The organism is Psychrobacter sp. UBA3483 (genome assembly GCF_002377905.1).
Lineage (GTDB): Bacteria > Pseudomonadota > Gammaproteobacteria > Pseudomonadales > Moraxellaceae > Psychrobacter.
In genome coordinates, this window is the sequence record NZ_DFQS01000065.1 from 1 (window position 1) to 15,849 (window position 15,849).

A 15,849-nucleotide genomic window follows, 5' to 3' on the forward strand; every position below is an offset into this window, starting at 1 on the left:
CAGCGTTAACTGACTGGCATTAGTCCATTAGAGGCTGTTTTTTTATGCCTGTCTGTTTAATATCTAGCGTTTTAATAGTTAGCTTGCAATATTTTTTATGCGTCAACCCTTAGCTATAGTCAAAATATTCTAAAAACACTACGTTATTGCTGATATATCTATATTACTTTTCAATCACTATATTTAAAAATCTCCTAGGTCATATAGTATTTATCAAAAACTGAACTAATTTTTATGGAATGGTAGAAAAGTGACTAGCGGCAACGCTAATATATGGTTATATTAGAGCGTAGTAACCACATTTTTTATTTTAAAAGCCCAGCAGTTCTTTGACGACATTCACTAATATTTAATGTTTAGGCTTTTAGCGCGTTGGTTCGATATAAGACCAGTAGAATTATTGAATAAAATTTATCCTATGCCTTTTTATATGGATAAGAGGTATAATTTTTGGACGCAAACTAACGTTTTAAAGGATGTAGTTTATAGGTTTTGTTACCAACTATAAGCTATAGTATAGGAAGCTGTGTGTTTAATAGTATACTGTGCTACCAAGTTTGTAACAGTGTTACGGTCACTACTTGTACTGGGTTACAAATTGATTGAGTTACGGTGCTATTAATTTACCGCTCTTATTTTCACCGCTTTTAAATAAGATGTATTAGAGGATATAACAATGACAACGAATGAAGAAGACAACACCCCCCGAATCTTGATTGTTGAGGATGACGAGCGCTTAGCCATGTTGACCCAAGATTACTTGGTTAAAAATGGGTTAGAAGTGGCAATTGAAACAGATGGTAATCGCGCCATTCGCCGTATTGTCAACGAACAACCAGATTTGGTCGTACTTGATGTCATGCTTCCTGGTAGCGATGGCTTGACGGTATGCCGTGAAGTACGTCCACACTATCAGAATCCTATTTTGATGCTGACCGCGCGCACAGAAGATATGGATCAGGTATTGGGTCTTGAAATGGGCGCTGATGACTATGTCGCTAAGCCTGCACAGCCACGCGTATTGCTTGCCCGTATCCGTGCTTTACTACGCCGTTCAGAAAATGCGCCATCGGAAGATGTGCCGCAGCGTCTTGAGTTTGGTGAGTTGGTTATCGACAATGGCGGTCGCTCAGTGAACTTGGGTGATGAGTTGGTGGATTTCACCAGTGCTGAATATGACTTATTATGGTTACTCGCGTCTAACGCTGGTCGTATCTTGTCACGCGAAGATATTTTTGAGCGTCTACGCGGTATCGAATATGATGGTCAAGATCGCTCAATTGACGTGCGTATCTCGCGTATCCGTCCAAAAATTGGAGATGATCCAGAAAATCCTAAACGTATCAAGACTGTCCGCAGTAAAGGTTATTTGTTCGTTAAAGAAGGCAATTAAGAACGTATTGTTAATGCCACTATCTTTTCTAAAGTGCTTTTTAATAAAAAACCAGCGTAAAGCTGGTTTTTTATGGTCTAAACTTTAATTTTTAAACTTAAATGCTGCGTTATGTGGTTTAATTAAGCGATAATTATGGATGCTAGATAAATAGTATGAGATAAATTGCGCAGCAAGGATTTCTCTTCTTCCTCTATCAATAATTCTTTATTAGGTTGGTCACGGCACGTATGTCATTAGTTTCTTCTCTTAAACACAGTATCTTTGTTCGTATTTATGCCGGACTACTCATCGTATGTTTGTGTGTGGCATTATTTGCGCAACTGTTGATGGACACAATCAACAAAGAACGCGTCCAATCTTACCGCGAAAACATGGCCACGGGCGCTTTTCATATTGTCGCTGAAGGCATTGCCCATCAAGAAAGCGAATCCCAGCGTGAATATTGGCTGTCTGATGCCAGTAGCTTATTCGGTGCAGAATTTAACATTGTGCCTATTAACGAGGTCGATTTTAATGCCAGTGAGCTACGCCGTTTTGAGAAGGGCAACACCGTCGTTCGCTATGTTGCCCAGCCTATTTATGCCGATGTTTATTACCGCTTACCGGACAACCAGAGCGTTTTAACCGCCCGTATCTCGCAAGTTACTGAGCAGCAAGTACGTGCCATCGCTGTATTTTTGCTCGATGACTTATCGTACCATGCCACCTTGTCTGATAAGCGGGCGCGCTTGGCTGAGCTAGAGAAAAAGTTTGCTTTTCCCTTAGAATTTAAAGCGATTAATACCCTTAATTTAGATCCTGATCAGATGGCACGTTTGCGCCGCGATGAGGTGGTCATTTTATTACAAGATACCAATACCAGCAAAAGTAACTCGTCGATTAAAGTGGTCGTGCCGTCTGAAATCAACGATATGGCGATTTTAATCGGGCCGGTACCTTTGTTTAACTGGTTCCCGCTCAATCTGATTGTCAGTATGATTTTGATCAGTATGTTCCTAATCAGCTTAGGCGTGTATGCGCTTATTTTCCCGCTTGAACGCAAGCTGCAACTGATTCAAGTGGGCGTCAATGAAGTCAGTAAGGGAAATCTTGATATCAAAGTACAGGTCATCGGACAAGATGAAATTGCGCGCTTATCCGCGACCTTTAATGCGATGACGGCACATATTAAGCGTTTGATTGAGTCACAGCGCGAGCTGACGCGGGCAGTATCGCACGAACTGCGTACGCCGGTTGCGCGTATTCGTTTCGCTGTTGATATGCTAGCGGATACCGATGATGAAGATTCACGTTTTATGCAGCGTGATTTTATTGATGAGGATATCGAAGCGCTTAACGGCTTGATTGATGAGATTTTAACTTACGCCAAGCTTGAAGAGGGCTCACCGAAACTAGATTTAGAGCCGGTCAATTTGCGAGAGTTGCTCGAGCAAATTGAGCGTGAAACCAATGCTTTAGGTAAGCCTATCAAGATAGTGACCAACCTGCCCAATGCTAAAGTAACGGCAGTTGCGGATAGACGTTACCTGCATCGTGTGATTCAGAATTTGGCCGGAAATGCTTTACGTTATGCTGAGACCACGATTATCATTAGTGCTGGGGTGAGAAAAGGTAATGCTTTTGTCAGTGTGGAAGATGATGGGCACGGTATTCCTGAAGCCGACCGTGAAAAAGTCTTTATACCGTTTTCACGCTTGGACGATAGTCGCACCCGTGCCTCAGGTGGCTATGGCTTAGGTTTGTCTATTGTGTCGCGTATCGCCTTTTGGTTTAATGGCAATATGAAGGTAGACGAAAGCCGTGAGCTTGGCGGTGCACGCTTTGTCATGACTTGGCCGATTAAACCCTTGACTCAAGTCCTTGCGGCCGATGAGTTGACGCAAGAAAAAAGTGAACGCGATTTCGATGCTTAATCTTTTATAATGACGGATAAGCTGATATTGGTGATGCATTAAAATGATTGAAATGAGCTTAATAGTAAAGGAGGGCAAAGGATGCCGTATTTGTTTGGTGGTTTAGTGGTATTGAACGCAGCAGCACTTGGGTATTATTTATTTTTGCAGCAGCCGACCAGCACTGAGACGCTAAAGGCCGCGCAGGACGAAATAACTCAGCCTTTAACCTTTAGCAATAGTGCCGAGTATATTCCTCCAGTTATTGGTACTAAAAAGTAGGGCTATTAAAGTGTCGCTAATAACTGACCATTATTAGCGACACTTTATTATTTTCTGTTATTTCTATTCAATTACTAGGACAAACCCTAGCCATCTATATTGCTATCAGCACTGGGTAGTTTTTCATCATCAGCAGCCAATGATGGCTCTCCGGCAACTTTAGAGATAAGTGGAATACGGACACAGACTTGTAGGCCACCATCTGGGTGATTGATGGCCTCGACTGTCCCATGATGCAGGCGCGCGATACGGTCGACAATCGCCAGGCCTAAACCGCTACCCTGAGTAGTACGCGCTGACTCCCCGCGCTCAAACGGTTGCATGATACGCTCTAATTGGTCTTCTGCGACACCATCACCGCAGTCGCGCACACATATCAATAACTGCTCTTTTGCTTCTTTATTGACCTCATTTTCAGTCACTACATCGCTGTCTTCTAGTACTGTTTTTTCTATAAATGTCGGCACCACAGTCGCGGATAAATAAATGGGCGGTTTGCCGTAACGTTTGGCATTATTAACCAAGTTAATCACCAAGCGTTTGATAGACATTGGCCGTACGGGTACCATTTTGTGACATTCGGATTGATAAATAAACTCCAGCGGCGCAAATTGCACCATAATTTCATTAAATATGGTGTCTAAATTGGTCAGACGCATCGGCTCATCGGAACCATCTTTCATAAATGAGATAAACTGCTCCAAAATCGCATCCATATCCTCAATATCGTAAATCAAACCTTCGCGGAAAAATTCATCGGGCAGCATTTCAGCGGTTAAGCGCATACGGGTTAGCGGCGTGCGCAAGTCGTGCGAAATGCCCGCCAGCATAATCGTCCGCTCTTTTTGCGCTTGATTGAGGGTAGTAAATAAGCGATTAAATGCCATATTGACTTGGCGTATCTCAGTGGGTCCATTATGGGTCGGTAAAGTGGTAGCGTGGCCGAGGCGAATATAATTGGTCGCCGCGCGCTGCAAATAGCGTAGTGGACGATTTAATTGCCGCGCTAATAAAATGATGGTGAGCAAGGTTAAAATTGGTAGGCCGACTAAAAATAATAATAATAAAGCGGGGCTGTACTGCGAGTAATATACCACCGGTTCGCGAATCCAAAAACTGGTATCGCGACTGTCTTGCACCCATAGCTGCGGCGTTGGTTTAAACTTAAAATACACCTCTACGGGACGACCCAATTGCGCACCGATTTCGCGTTGCAATACATCGGTAAAGACGCCAACAAACGCCTTATCTTCTATCACCGGAAAATCGCTAGGATTATTGACCACCACCACATGCGAATGCTGATAAATCCATTGCCGTACGGCCGGCTCATTTTTCCAGTCTTTATTAACGCTGTTCATCAAGCGTAATTCACTGGTCAGATAGCGTGCATGGTTTTTAAGCTCTGGCAAATATAGACTGCGCCAAAAAAACGAAATCGATACCCCGACACTAATAATGACAATAAAAGCGACCATCAAAGTGGTGAGCCAACTGTTAGAGTAGGAGCGGGCAAGTCGACCTTTGCGCCGAGGCTGTGATTTTGCGGTGGTCATATATATCCAAAAAATTAATCAAAATATGGGTAAGGTAATTTTTGTTAAAATTGCAGGTAAAGCAGGTAGATAAAGTATTTTTATTGAATGTCTATATAAATTAAATATCTAGATAAAAAGTAACTCGCTGTATGTGCGCTTACAAGCTGATGTTTCATGGATTTCTATCACTGCTGCTAGCATAGCATAATCAAATAATAAGACAGGTTGCTTTACTATAGTCAGTTTGCAAGAAGACTCAGACCTGAAATAGCATTCTGTCGCCATAATCAACAAGATATTTTGAATTGTATTTTACATGCTTTGCCATTTAAGCTATTGTTAATAAATAATTAAATAAGCACGGTTTATGTTTTCAATAAAATAAGACTGTGCTATAATTATGCCCTTTTTGGTATACCTGCGAAAGAGAGAATTCACATGGTTGTTATTCGTTTAGCACGGGGCGGTGCCAAGAAACGCCCATTTTATCAAGTAGTTGTTGCTGATCAACGCCGCGCGCGTGACGGTCGCTACATTGAAAACATCGGCTTTTTTAACCCGCTCGCTAAAGAGTCTGAAGAAGCAGTACGCCTAGATATGGAAGCGTACAATGCGTGGATCGCTAAAGGTGCACAACCTTCAGATCGCGTTGCTTCATTAGCAAAAGCTTATAATAAGTCTGCCGCTCAAACTGAAGCAACTGCTTAAGTTTGTACCGTCACTGAGGCGCTGATAGCTTGTCCTTGTCTATGGCAGTCTCAACAGACTTTAGAAAACATAGCGTAACTGGTCTGACCAGGGTGCGCCATTAACTGTTTATGACTTTTGATTGCGCTTAGCGCTGTTGATTGAATTGTATTTACCCTCGTTTTTTAGTCATTGCTGTATCTATCATTGTTGTTTTAGTCATCGTTAGGTTAGCCGTTATGTCATCTGTTCCAAACGCTAGTGCGCTTATGAAAATCGGTCAGCTAAAAAAGCCTTATGGCATTAAAGGCTGGCTGTGGGTATTTAGTGACACGGATGATCGCACGGCAATCTTTGACATGCAGCCTTGGTGGATGAAAACTGCTAATGGCATGAAGCCTTTAATTGTAAAGGCGTGGCGCGAGCAAGGGACGGGAATTGTCGCTCAATTTGAACAAGTCCCTGATCGTAACGTTGCAGAGACCATGAATGGCGTGACCATTTGGGTTGAGCAAAACGTTTTGCCAGAAACCGGTGAAGACGAATATTATTGGTCAGATTTGGTTGGCCTGCGCGTGATAAACGAGCAGGACGAGAACTTAGGCGAGATTACTGAAATGTTTGAAACCGGGGCTCACGACATTATGCGTGTCGCGGCAACATCAGACAGTTTGGACGCCGAGGAGCGCCTGATACCTTGGCATAAGCAAACGGTGATTGAGGTCAATTTGGCTGAGAAAACCGTGCTTGTGGCATGGCAAAGTGATTATTAATCGTAATTTCTTTTGATTGATAAAAACGTCATTCACGCAGTTTTTATGCAAGTAGAGATCTGATGTATTTTGCCGTGATTAGTATTTTCCCTGAAATGTTTGCCACGATTCGTGAGTTTGGAATCACGGGACGGGCAGTCACTCAGGAGCAAGTCACGATTGAATGCATCAATCCACGTGATTATACCACGGATAATTATCGCCGTATTGATGAGCGCCCGTATGGTGGGGGTCCCGGTATGGTGATGATGGCTGAGCCATTATCCCAAGCGATTGAGGATGCCCGCCTGCGTGCCCGTCAGCACGGTTGCCGTGTCGACAGTGCGCACTGTCCGGTGATTTATATGTCACCACAAGGACAGACGCTGAGCGAGAGTAGGGTGGTCAGCATGACTGAGTATGACGGCATGATTTTATTATGTGGTCGTTACGAAGGTATTGATGAGCGCTTACTGACGCAGTATGTCGATATGGAAATATCACTTGGTGATTATGTGTTGACCGGTGGCGAGCTACCAGCAATGGTGCTCATGGATAGTGTGATACGTCGTCTGCCTGATATTATGGGTGATGATAAATCCGCTGAGCAAGACTCGTTTGTCGATGGTTTGCTTGATTGTCCGCACTATACCAAGCCGCATGAATTTGCTGGGTTGGCGGTCCCTGAAGTTCTACTTTCAGGTCATCATAGCAATATCGCTAAGTGGCGCTTTAGCCAACAGGTCGAACGTACGCAAGCGCGGCGTCCAGATTTATGGCAAGCGTTTACGCCAACGGTCGAGCAAGCAAAGTGGCTCAAAGCATTGGCAAAAGCAGATAAAAAATAGCGTTAATAGCGGTTAAAAACATAAACAGTTAAGCAATAATATTTTGAGCAACAATAAAACGTGTCATAGCATCATGGCCGTTGGTCATAACCCATTTACGTTGTAGTTATTATTAATCCAAGATATTAATAATAGCTATGATTCATTATTACAAACAGGTGATATGCGTCAAGCCTCTATTATCTAATGTGAGGAGATAACTCTCATGAGCAACAAGCATCCATTGGTTCAGGTCATCGAAAATGCGCAATTGATTGAGCGCCCAAGCTTTGCACCCGGCGATACCGTTGTGGTTCAAGTAAAAGTACGTGAAGGTGAGCGTGAGCGTTTACAGGCTTTTGAAGGCGTTGTAATTGCTAAGCGTAACCGCGGTCTAAACTCAGCGTTTACCGTACGTAAAATCTCAAGCGGTGTTGGTGTAGAACGTGCATTCCAATTGCATTCACCAATCATTGATAGCATCGAAGTGAAACGCCGTGGCGCAGTTCGCCGTGCGAAACTATACTACTTACGTGAGCGTTCTGGTAAATCAGCCCGTATCCGCGAAAAACTTGGTGCTCGTCCAGCTGCAAACAAAAAAACTGACGCTGGCGTACCTAAAGCAGTTGATACTGCTCCTGGTATTTAAGAACCAGTTTGCTTTGCTGCGCTTAGTCGTCTGATTGGACGCTTGATGCTTGGCAAGGCGAAAGTAGATACAAGCCCTTATTCATAGGTTTATTTATAAATAAGCGGGCCATACCAAAAAAGACAAAACCCCAATCTGTGCTTATGCCAGATTGGGGTTTTTGTTTCTGCCGCTTTTATTTAGGCTTTAATTGCTGCTTTCATGCTGTTTTCATTAAAGATTTGCGTGACATGTTGGCTTTCAATGTTTTAGGTCTCAATATTGTCTACGCGGCTGGTTTGGTCTTTAGACTTACTGTACTTACGCAGTCGAATATAAAGAGTCTTAGTAACAGTAGCGACGACTTTTTGTTGCTCATCGACGATATCGACGCTGTATTCACGAAAGACGGGCTCGCCATCCTTTGCCAACTCTTGAATAGCGATTACTTCAGCACTGCTAACCTTGATCCTTGCGGTGACTTTGCTCTTACCGGGAGCGATGAACTCGATATGTGAGCTTTTATCCCATACTACGTAACTGCTGCCCAGTTGGTGCATGAGCATCAGCATATAAAACGGATCTACCATCGAGTATAAGCTGCCCCCAAATTGGGTACCAACGATATTCTTGTTTAAATTATTTAAACCCATGCTGACCACACATAAACCTTGATCTAGGTTCATGTGCTCAATCTTGATGCCAGCGCCGATATAGGGTGCATAAGTATTGATACGCAGTTTAAGCAAGTAAGGCGTAAGTAACGGCAGGATATTTTTTTTCGCATTACGTTTAAGCGTTTCAAGTCTTTTAGGCAGTAAATTCATCAATATTTCCTATTCCCTTTTTTAATCTTGCGAGTCGGGGTTGCTTTTATTGTATTAGGTTGAGTATGACAGCAAGGGGTGTTGTATGTAAGGCGAGCTTTCAAGCAACGGGCCATAAAAAGACATTTATCATAGTGAAAAACCATGAATCTCGCCAGTTTTAAAGCGTAACGAAAGGGCAAGTGTGATGATAAAACGTAAATCTTAACTGTATTCATTACCGTTTTCTAAGTATAACTGAGTGAGTCATAAAAAATACTTTTCATAACGATACGGATAGTATCTTTTAATGGTTAAAGCCTCGCATTATCTTTGGCGATGCCTTACAATAGCCGCATTTTGTTTTGAGCGGTTTTATTTTCCCTGTATTGGTTTACGCCGTAATCAGGTACGTAGGATCGCGCAAACCTCAGTCGACATAAGGAAATGTGATGAGTGGTACACAGCTTCCCGCCTCAGGGCCCAATCCGCAGCAACCAATCCCTTCTGATAACGATTTGCAAGACAGCTATGTAGATTTACATAAGCCCAGCTCCAGTTTTAAAAATCGTAACGCCTATCTCAATCATGAACTGCAAATCATGCAGCCAAAACGCTGGCGTCCAAACTTGCCGTTCCGTGATTATCGTTTTGAGTATGAAGATACGATTCCAGCGATGGCGGCGACCATTGGTAAAGTGGTGATGGTGGGTGCTATTGCCGCAACCTTTGCCGGCCCGCTTGGTTTGGGTGATGCCTTTGTCCTAGAAAACGTCCGCTATGAGCTGCTAATCGTGGCGTTTTTTGTGATTTTATTCTCAGGTTTCCTGCTACCAACTGCCAACCTTGCGGGTACGCACGGTCCACTGATTCCGCTCATTCCTATCGTCGTTGCCGCTGGCGGTCACCCGATGGCCTTTGGTCTGCTAATCGGTGCTTTTGGCTTGTTACTTGCGATTAGTAAAGGCGGCAGTCTGCTGGCAAACTTGACCAGTAAAGGCGTGTGCGGCGGCTTACTGCTGTATTTGGGCTTTATCGGCACCACCTCCCAAGTCAAAAACTTATTTACTTGGGCAGAAGGCATTGGCATGTCGCATATCGCCTTTGTGGTGATTCTACTGACGATTATCTTATATGCGCTGTTAGAGAATTATCAAAAACGCTGGCTTGCAGTGCCACTCAGTTGTTTGTTAGGTGGCGGGGTTGCCTTTGCCATGGGCGCGCCATTTGCCTTTAAAACTGCACCCGGTCTACCAAATATGAACCCGATGTATTGGTGGGGCGAAAATACCGGCTGGATGTTAGGCTTGCCGACTGTCGAAAGCTTTATCGTGGTATTGCCTTTTGCGGTATTGGCTGTTGCTATGTGGTCACCGGATTTTTTAGGTCATCAGGTCTTTCAAAAAATCAGCTATCCAAAACGTACTGAGCGTGTGCTGATGGATATCGATGACACCATGACCAGTGCGTCCATTCGTCAGGTGGCAGGCTCTTTATTGGGCGGCGCGAACTTTGCTTCTTCATGGGGCACGTATATTGTACCGGCAGCGATTGCCAAGCGTCCGATTCCGGCCGGTGCGATTTTAACGGCGCTATTTTGTATTATTGCAGGCGTTTGGGGTTATCCCATGGATTTGGCTATTTGGGAACCAGTAATGTGCGTCGCCTTGATTGTTGGTGTGTTTATCCCCTTGCTTGAAGCAGGCATGGAGATGACACGCGAAGGTAAAACGACGCAGTCTGCAGCGATTGTCGTTTTCGCCTCTGCCTTGGTCAATCCAGCCTTTGGTTGGTCGATTACGTTGGTGCTTGATAACTTAGGCTTGATTGGTTCAAAAGAGCGCAGTGCCAGCCTAACAAAAATGAGCCGCTGGATTATTCCTGTGGTGACTTTTGTTATCTTAACCACAGTGATGGCAATCGTCGGCATGTTGCCCGGTATTCCAGCGCTTTTGCCAAATTTCCGTCACTAATTTTTTAACGTTTTCGATAAGAAGTCAGCCTCGATGCTGACTTTTTTTATGACTATGACTAAGCCAATTATTGGCTTGCAAAATGCCTGCCGTTGCCCCATATATATGATATTACTTACGTTTTTACGGTGTGCTGTTTTTACTCTGTACTAACGTTAAAGCCCTAATTTAAGAGTTAAAAATTCTATGGTCAATGTCTCCGCATCGAGTCCCGTCGACGATAAAAAAGCCCGCCTTAAGCACTTGATCCAGCGCCTGCCAAATCTGCCAGGGGTGTATAAGATGCTGGGTAAAAATGGCGATATTTTGTATGTCGGTAAGGCCAAATCGCTGAAAAGTCGTGTCAACAGTTACTTTGCTAAGACCATTGACCATCCAAAGACGCGGGCATTGGTGGCGCGGATTCATAATATCGAAACCATTATTACTCGTAGTGAGACTGAAGCGCTATTACTCGAGCAAAACCTGATTAAAGAGCATCGTCCGCCTTATAATGTGCTACTGCGCGATGATAAATCTTACCTTTATGTGTTTATCTCAGCGGATAAGCCGTATCCAAGATTGGCTTATGGTCGCGGTAAAGGCAATCATCAAAAAGGTCGTTTTTTTGGTCCGTTTCCGTCGGCACATGCGGCGAAAGAGACGTTGGTGCTCATGCAAAAAATGTTTCAGATGCGCCAATGTACCAATACCTTTTTTAAACAGCGTAAGCGTCCGTGCCTTGAGTATCAGATTAAGCGTTGCCGTGCGCCCTGCGTGGGTTTGGTATCGCCAGAAGAATATGCCGAGGACGTCAATAATACCATTCGTTTTTTAAAAGGTGATTCTAGCGATATTCATCAGACGTTAATTAAAAAGATGGAGAGCGCAGCGGAAGCCTTAGACTTTGAAAAGGCGGTATTTTATCGTGATCAGCTCTCTATGCTGCGCGAAGTACAAGCGAAGCAAGCCGTTTATACCGTGCAGGGTGAGGCAGACGTGATTGCTATTGCCAGTCAGGCAGGCATGACCTGTGTCAACGTACTGACCGTCCGCGGCGGGCGTGTGCTTGGCGGTAAAAACTATTTCCCTGATATTGATAGTAGCGAGCCGCTGGCAGATAATTTATCGGCATTTATTACGTCTTTCTACTTTCAGGTGACTGATGATTTGCCTGCAGAAATTATTCTCAGTCATAAGTTACCGGATCAGACAGCCGTTAGTGAGGCACTGGCCAGCCATTTTGGTAGCAAAGTCGTTATCAAAACCAATGTCCGTGAGCACCGCTCAGAGTGGCTGGACTTAGCCAAACTTAATACCAATAATGCGCTTAAGACTAAGCTGGGTGATTATTTAGAACTACATTCGCGCTTTAGTGCATTGAAAGACGTGTTAGCTGATGTCACTGATCGAACCATTGACCGTATCGAGTGCTTTGATATCTCGCATACCATGGGCGAGGCGACCATCGGTAGCTGCGTGGTCTTTGACCAAGGTGGCTCGCGCCGCCGTGATTATCGTCAGTATGCGATTCATGATATTCAAGGTGGTGATGACTATGCGGCGATGAAGCAAGTGCTGACGCGGCGTTATAAGAAGCAGCCATTGCCTGATCTATTGCTGATTGATGGCGGTAAAGGTCAGCTAGGCATCGCTAAAGAGGTGCTGACCGAGTTGGGTATTCTTAATGATACGTTGCTCATTAGTGTGGCAAAAGGTGAAGGGCGTAAAGCAGGCTTGGAAGTATTGCACTTTATCGATCACGAGCCGCTTGATTTGCCGATGGATAGCAAAGCGCTGCATTTATTGATGCATATTCGCGATGAAGCGCATCGGTTTGCCATTACCGCGCACCGTAAGAAGCGCGATAAACGCCGTTCCTCATCGGTGCTAGAAGTCATACCGGGGCTGGGTGAAAAGCGCCGCCGTGACTTACTCAATCACTTTGGCGGTATGCAGCAATTGCTTGGCGCATCGCAGCAAGAGCTGGCTGGGGTGCAGGGGATTGGTCCAGTATTAGCGAAAACGGTTTATAAAGTGCTGCATGAGTAGTTTAAGCAGTTTGGGCTAAATTTAAGTTTTTGCTCATAAAACCCAACAATAAAAAAGGCTGTCTTAGAATATCTAGAACAGCCTTTTTTCGTTTCAATAAACGGTAATTATTACTCAGCTGCTTGTCTTTTATAAGTCACAAACCTAAAATCTAGCCCACTTTTTTCATCGTGTTTTTGCTCAGATTCTACTACGACTACAAACTCATTTGGCAGCTCAGGATAAAAAGCATCGCCATCTACGATGTCAGTATCGACATGCGTCAGCTCGACGCGGTCGGTATACATCATCGCCTCACTAAAGACGCGTTCGCCCCCAATCACCCAAATGGTATCAAGGTGCGCACCATGAGCAAGGCTAGCAGCTTGGGTCAGCGCATCATCTAAATTGTGCATTACATACGCTTTTTCACTACCGACCAAGCCACTTTGCTCGGCGTAGTCTAGTTGGCTGGTGATGATAAAGCTGATACGTTTTGGTAGCGGCTTGCTGCCCATTGACTCAAAGGTTTTGCGACCCATGATGACGATACCTTGTATCGTACCATCGGTTTGTTTGGTCGTCATGCTTTTAAAATGCTGCAAGTCAGCTGAGATATGCCACGGCAAATCATTCCCTTTGCCGATACAGCGATTGCGACTGATGGCCGCGATTTGGGCAACTTCAGTATTGGCATAGCTCATAGCCTATCCTTTTTATGGTCTTTTAAAAGTAAAGTTTAAACAGCAACCTTGGCTTTAATAGCTGGATGCGACTCATAACCTTCAACGCTGATATCCTCAAAGGTAAAGGCAAAAATATCCTTGATGTCAGGGTTTAGGGTTAAGGTTGGTAGCTCATATAGCGAGCGCGTCAGCTGTAACTCTACTTGCTCACGGTGGTTTTGGTAAATATGACAATCGCCGCCCGTCCAAACAAACTCACCAACCTCTAAGCCGCATACTTGCGCCACCATATGAGTCAGTAATGCATAGCTGGCGATATTAAACGGCACACCGAGGAATATTATAACCCCTAATTTATGCACAAGACGCCTAATAACATAGCCTTAACAGCTGCAATAGCATTGTGCACTTTTAATTCTGCACAATATGGATTATACATACAAGGTTATTATACCTGATTTTAAAATATCACTGCTAATAGAAGGTCTTGTTTATTTCTTTTGGTTGTACTAGAGCATATAAAACGTGATTGTTCCAATACTAAAACTCACCCTAAGGCCTTATCAACTAACGCATCAGTAAGCTGAACTTGCGTTTCTTGAGACTGTTGTAATTTAGCTTTTAGCTGATCGCAAATAGCCATTAGCTCGTCAACTTTAGCAACGATGCGATGTTGTTCAGCTAGAGGAGGTAAAGCTATCTTTAAAGCTCTGACCTGACTTCTAGATACATTTTTCATAGAGCTGCTAGTACCTCCTGCTACCTCTGCATAATATTCGCGAGAATAACTACTATTATTCACTAAATTTATATAATAGCTAAATACATCTTTAGTAAAACTAAAACGAATGATTTTGTCACTCATCATTAGTTTCTCGGGTGTGTTCTTTGGAACAACAACAGAACGTGCTACTAAATCGGCCGTATTAGCTCTGGAAATAAGGAAGTCATTAGCTTTTACTTCATACTGAGGTTTTGGCTCTAAATAGTTTGGCAAGGCTTTATTCTCATCAGGCTGATATTTACCCCAAGTTACAGCACTTACTTTAAGTACACCCCAATTATCTCCTTCTTTTGGCGTAGGATCACATTTGGGACTCCAACCAGCCTCCGAGCTTAAAGATAAACTATCTATTTGACACCATTCCCATCCTTTTGGTAGCTCAAAGAATTTTTCTCCGTCACTAATCGGTGGTAATGGTTTTTCTTTCTTAATCTTCTTTTCTTCAATCAACCGCTCTTTTTCTTTAGCTATCTTTTCTAATAACACTGAAGCAGGTTCATCATTTGGATCCTGCGGTACTAACTTACCCATTACTGCCAACTGCAATACCGTTTGCTTTAGGGCTTCGATGCTTTGCTCGGTGGTAAATAGGCTATCAAAATGCTCAGATATCCTTGCCCAGTTTTGTGCCAGCTCATCAGCATCAGAACTATCTGTCAAAGTGGCTAATAATACTTCTACAAGCGTAGCGTGAGCTTCGATACTGGCTTCGGTTTGCTGCTCTAGCTGATCACATAGTAGCATCAGCTCATCGACTTTTGCGACGATGCGTTTTTGTTCTGCTAGTGGAGGTACAGGTACAGGAAATTTAGCTAAATCTGCACCTGATAGATTAGGTTGAGCTGTTCCATTATTATATTTAGATATAGTTCTCTTTGTTAGAGTGCTATTTAGTACTAGCATAATAAAATGTTCTAACCGACTTATTATAGGACGCATAATAATTAGAGATGATGCGATTGCTCCGATGCCGAAATTACTTACTAGAGCACATTTACCAAGAGAGCCTCTCAAGCAAAAAAGAATATCTCCATTTCGGAATTTGCCACCATTTAAAATATCGAAACGATCTTGAGTGATGTAGCTAAGCTCTTTCTTTGAAACGACTCCTCCTTCAAGCTGACCAGCATTGATAAAAGGTATGCCTTTATCGACTAACGCTGATTTATTAGGATAATTTTTACCTCGATCACCATTTTCCAAGCTAACTATTTCGTTTATATGAATCCATTCCCAACCTAAAGGTAAATCAAATGGCTGTTCTTTTTTACTAATTTTAGGCAAAGACTTACTTTTTCTTATTTCACCTTTTTTAATCAACTCAGCCTTTTCAATAGCGATTTTCTCTAACAAAACAGATGCAGGCTCATCATTAGTATCTTGTGGTACCAGCTTGCCACGTACTGCTAACTCCAAGATCAGCTCACGTAATTTACTAATTCCGTACAGCTCATACTTTTTGCTATTACCACGTCCACTAGTCGATTTAGTCAATATAGAGCTGGTCCAGATATCTATGTGTTCAGTGATTAACTGTTCTGGCTTACTTATGTCTTTACTCATCTCTAAGCTCGTTTTTACATTCATA

General features: G+C 43.4%; 13 protein-coding genes and 1 pseudogene. 9 read left to right on the forward strand and 5 right to left on the reverse strand.

The window, feature by feature from the left end:
* The first annotated feature begins 676 nt into the window (after nucleotides 1-676).
* The 3 genes from B2866_RS11855 (at nucleotide 677) to B2866_RS11865 (ending at nucleotide 3,570) form a co-directional block, all read left to right on the forward strand.
* Nucleotides 677-1,393: a response regulator gene (locus tag B2866_RS11855; RefSeq protein ID WP_021812806.1), complete on the forward strand. Its 717-nt coding sequence runs from the start codon at nucleotides 677-679 to the stop codon at nucleotides 1,391-1,393.
* Nucleotides 1,394-1,623: 230 nt separating this feature from the next.
* Nucleotides 1,624-3,309: an ATP-binding protein gene (locus tag B2866_RS11860; RefSeq protein WP_296194539.1), complete on the forward strand. Its 1,686-nt coding sequence runs from the start codon at nucleotides 1,624-1,626 to the stop codon at nucleotides 3,307-3,309.
* Between the two features lie 81 nt (nucleotides 3,310-3,390).
* Nucleotides 3,391-3,570, forward strand: a complete 180-nt coding sequence (locus tag B2866_RS11865; RefSeq protein ID WP_296194542.1) for a hypothetical protein — start codon at nucleotides 3,391-3,393, stop codon at nucleotides 3,568-3,570.
* A gap of 86 nt (nucleotides 3,571-3,656) precedes the next feature.
* Here B2866_RS11865 and B2866_RS11870 read toward each other — a convergent pair whose 3' ends face one another.
* Entirely contained in the window at nucleotides 3,657-5,126 is a 1,470-nt protein-coding gene (locus B2866_RS11870; protein WP_296194547.1) for an ATP-binding protein, read from the reverse strand.
* Between the two features lie 420 nt (nucleotides 5,127-5,546).
* Here B2866_RS11870 and rpsP point away from each other — a divergent pair, with 420 nt between their 5' ends.
* From rpsP to rplS, 4 genes are all read left to right on the forward strand, one after another.
* The gene (gene rpsP / locus B2866_RS11875; RefSeq protein ID WP_296194549.1) at nucleotides 5,547-5,816 is read left to right on the forward strand and encodes a 30S ribosomal protein S16; all 270 of its coding nucleotides are present in this window, start codon (nucleotides 5,547-5,549) and stop codon (nucleotides 5,814-5,816) included.
* A 218-nt stretch (nucleotides 5,817-6,034) separates the two neighbouring features.
* Nucleotides 6,035-6,568 (forward strand): ribosome maturation factor RimM, encoded by a 534-nt coding sequence (gene rimM / locus B2866_RS11880; protein WP_296194552.1) that lies wholly within the window; start codon nucleotides 6,035-6,037, stop codon nucleotides 6,566-6,568.
* Nucleotides 6,569-6,630: 62 nt separating this feature from the next.
* On the forward strand, nucleotides 6,631-7,395 hold the full coding sequence (trmD, locus tag B2866_RS11885) for a tRNA (guanosine(37)-N1)-methyltransferase TrmD (protein WP_068403754.1): 765 nt from the start codon (nucleotides 6,631-6,633) through the stop codon (nucleotides 7,393-7,395).
* Between the two features lie 205 nt (nucleotides 7,396-7,600).
* Entirely contained in the window at nucleotides 7,601-8,023 is a 423-nt protein-coding gene (gene rplS, locus B2866_RS11890; protein ID WP_068403752.1) for a 50S ribosomal protein L19, read from the forward strand.
* 248 nt (nucleotides 8,024-8,271) lie between these two features.
* Here rplS and B2866_RS11895 read toward each other — a convergent pair whose 3' ends face one another.
* Nucleotides 8,272-8,829 carry a DUF4442 domain-containing protein gene (locus B2866_RS11895; RefSeq protein ID WP_296194558.1) on the reverse strand — a complete coding sequence of 186 codons (558 nt, stop codon included), beginning with the start codon at nucleotides 8,827-8,829 and terminating at the stop codon, nucleotides 8,272-8,274.
* Between the two features lie 431 nt (nucleotides 8,830-9,260).
* Here B2866_RS11895 and B2866_RS11900 point away from each other — a divergent pair, with 431 nt between their 5' ends.
* Nucleotides 9,261-10,781 carry a DUF3360 family protein gene (locus B2866_RS11900; protein WP_296194561.1) on the forward strand — a complete coding sequence of 507 codons (1,521 nt, stop codon included), beginning with the start codon at nucleotides 9,261-9,263 and terminating at the stop codon, nucleotides 10,779-10,781.
* Nucleotides 10,782-10,967: 186 nt separating this feature from the next.
* The gene (gene uvrC, locus B2866_RS11905) at nucleotides 10,968-12,812 is read left to right on the forward strand and encodes an excinuclease ABC subunit UvrC (protein ID WP_296194563.1); all 1,845 of its coding nucleotides are present in this window, start codon (nucleotides 10,968-10,970) and stop codon (nucleotides 12,810-12,812) included.
* 110 nt (nucleotides 12,813-12,922) lie between these two features.
* On the opposite strand, the gene B2866_RS11910 is transcribed toward uvrC, so the two are convergent.
* From B2866_RS11910 to B2866_RS11920, 3 genes and pseudogenes are all read right to left on the reverse strand, one after another.
* Nucleotides 12,923-13,495, reverse strand: coding sequence for a dihydrofolate reductase (locus B2866_RS11910; protein WP_296194566.1), 573 nt, complete (start codon nucleotides 13,493-13,495; stop codon nucleotides 12,923-12,925).
* A gap of 35 nt (nucleotides 13,496-13,530) precedes the next feature.
* Nucleotides 13,531-13,818: pseudogene (thyA, locus tag B2866_RS11915) on the reverse strand (thymidylate synthase); the annotation flags it as partial.
* 206 nt (nucleotides 13,819-14,024) lie between these two features.
* On the reverse strand, nucleotides 14,025-15,848 hold the full coding sequence (locus tag B2866_RS11920; protein WP_296194572.1) for a restriction endonuclease subunit S: 1,824 nt from the start codon (nucleotides 15,846-15,848) through the stop codon (nucleotides 14,025-14,027).
* Nucleotide 15,849: the final 1 nt, after the last annotated feature.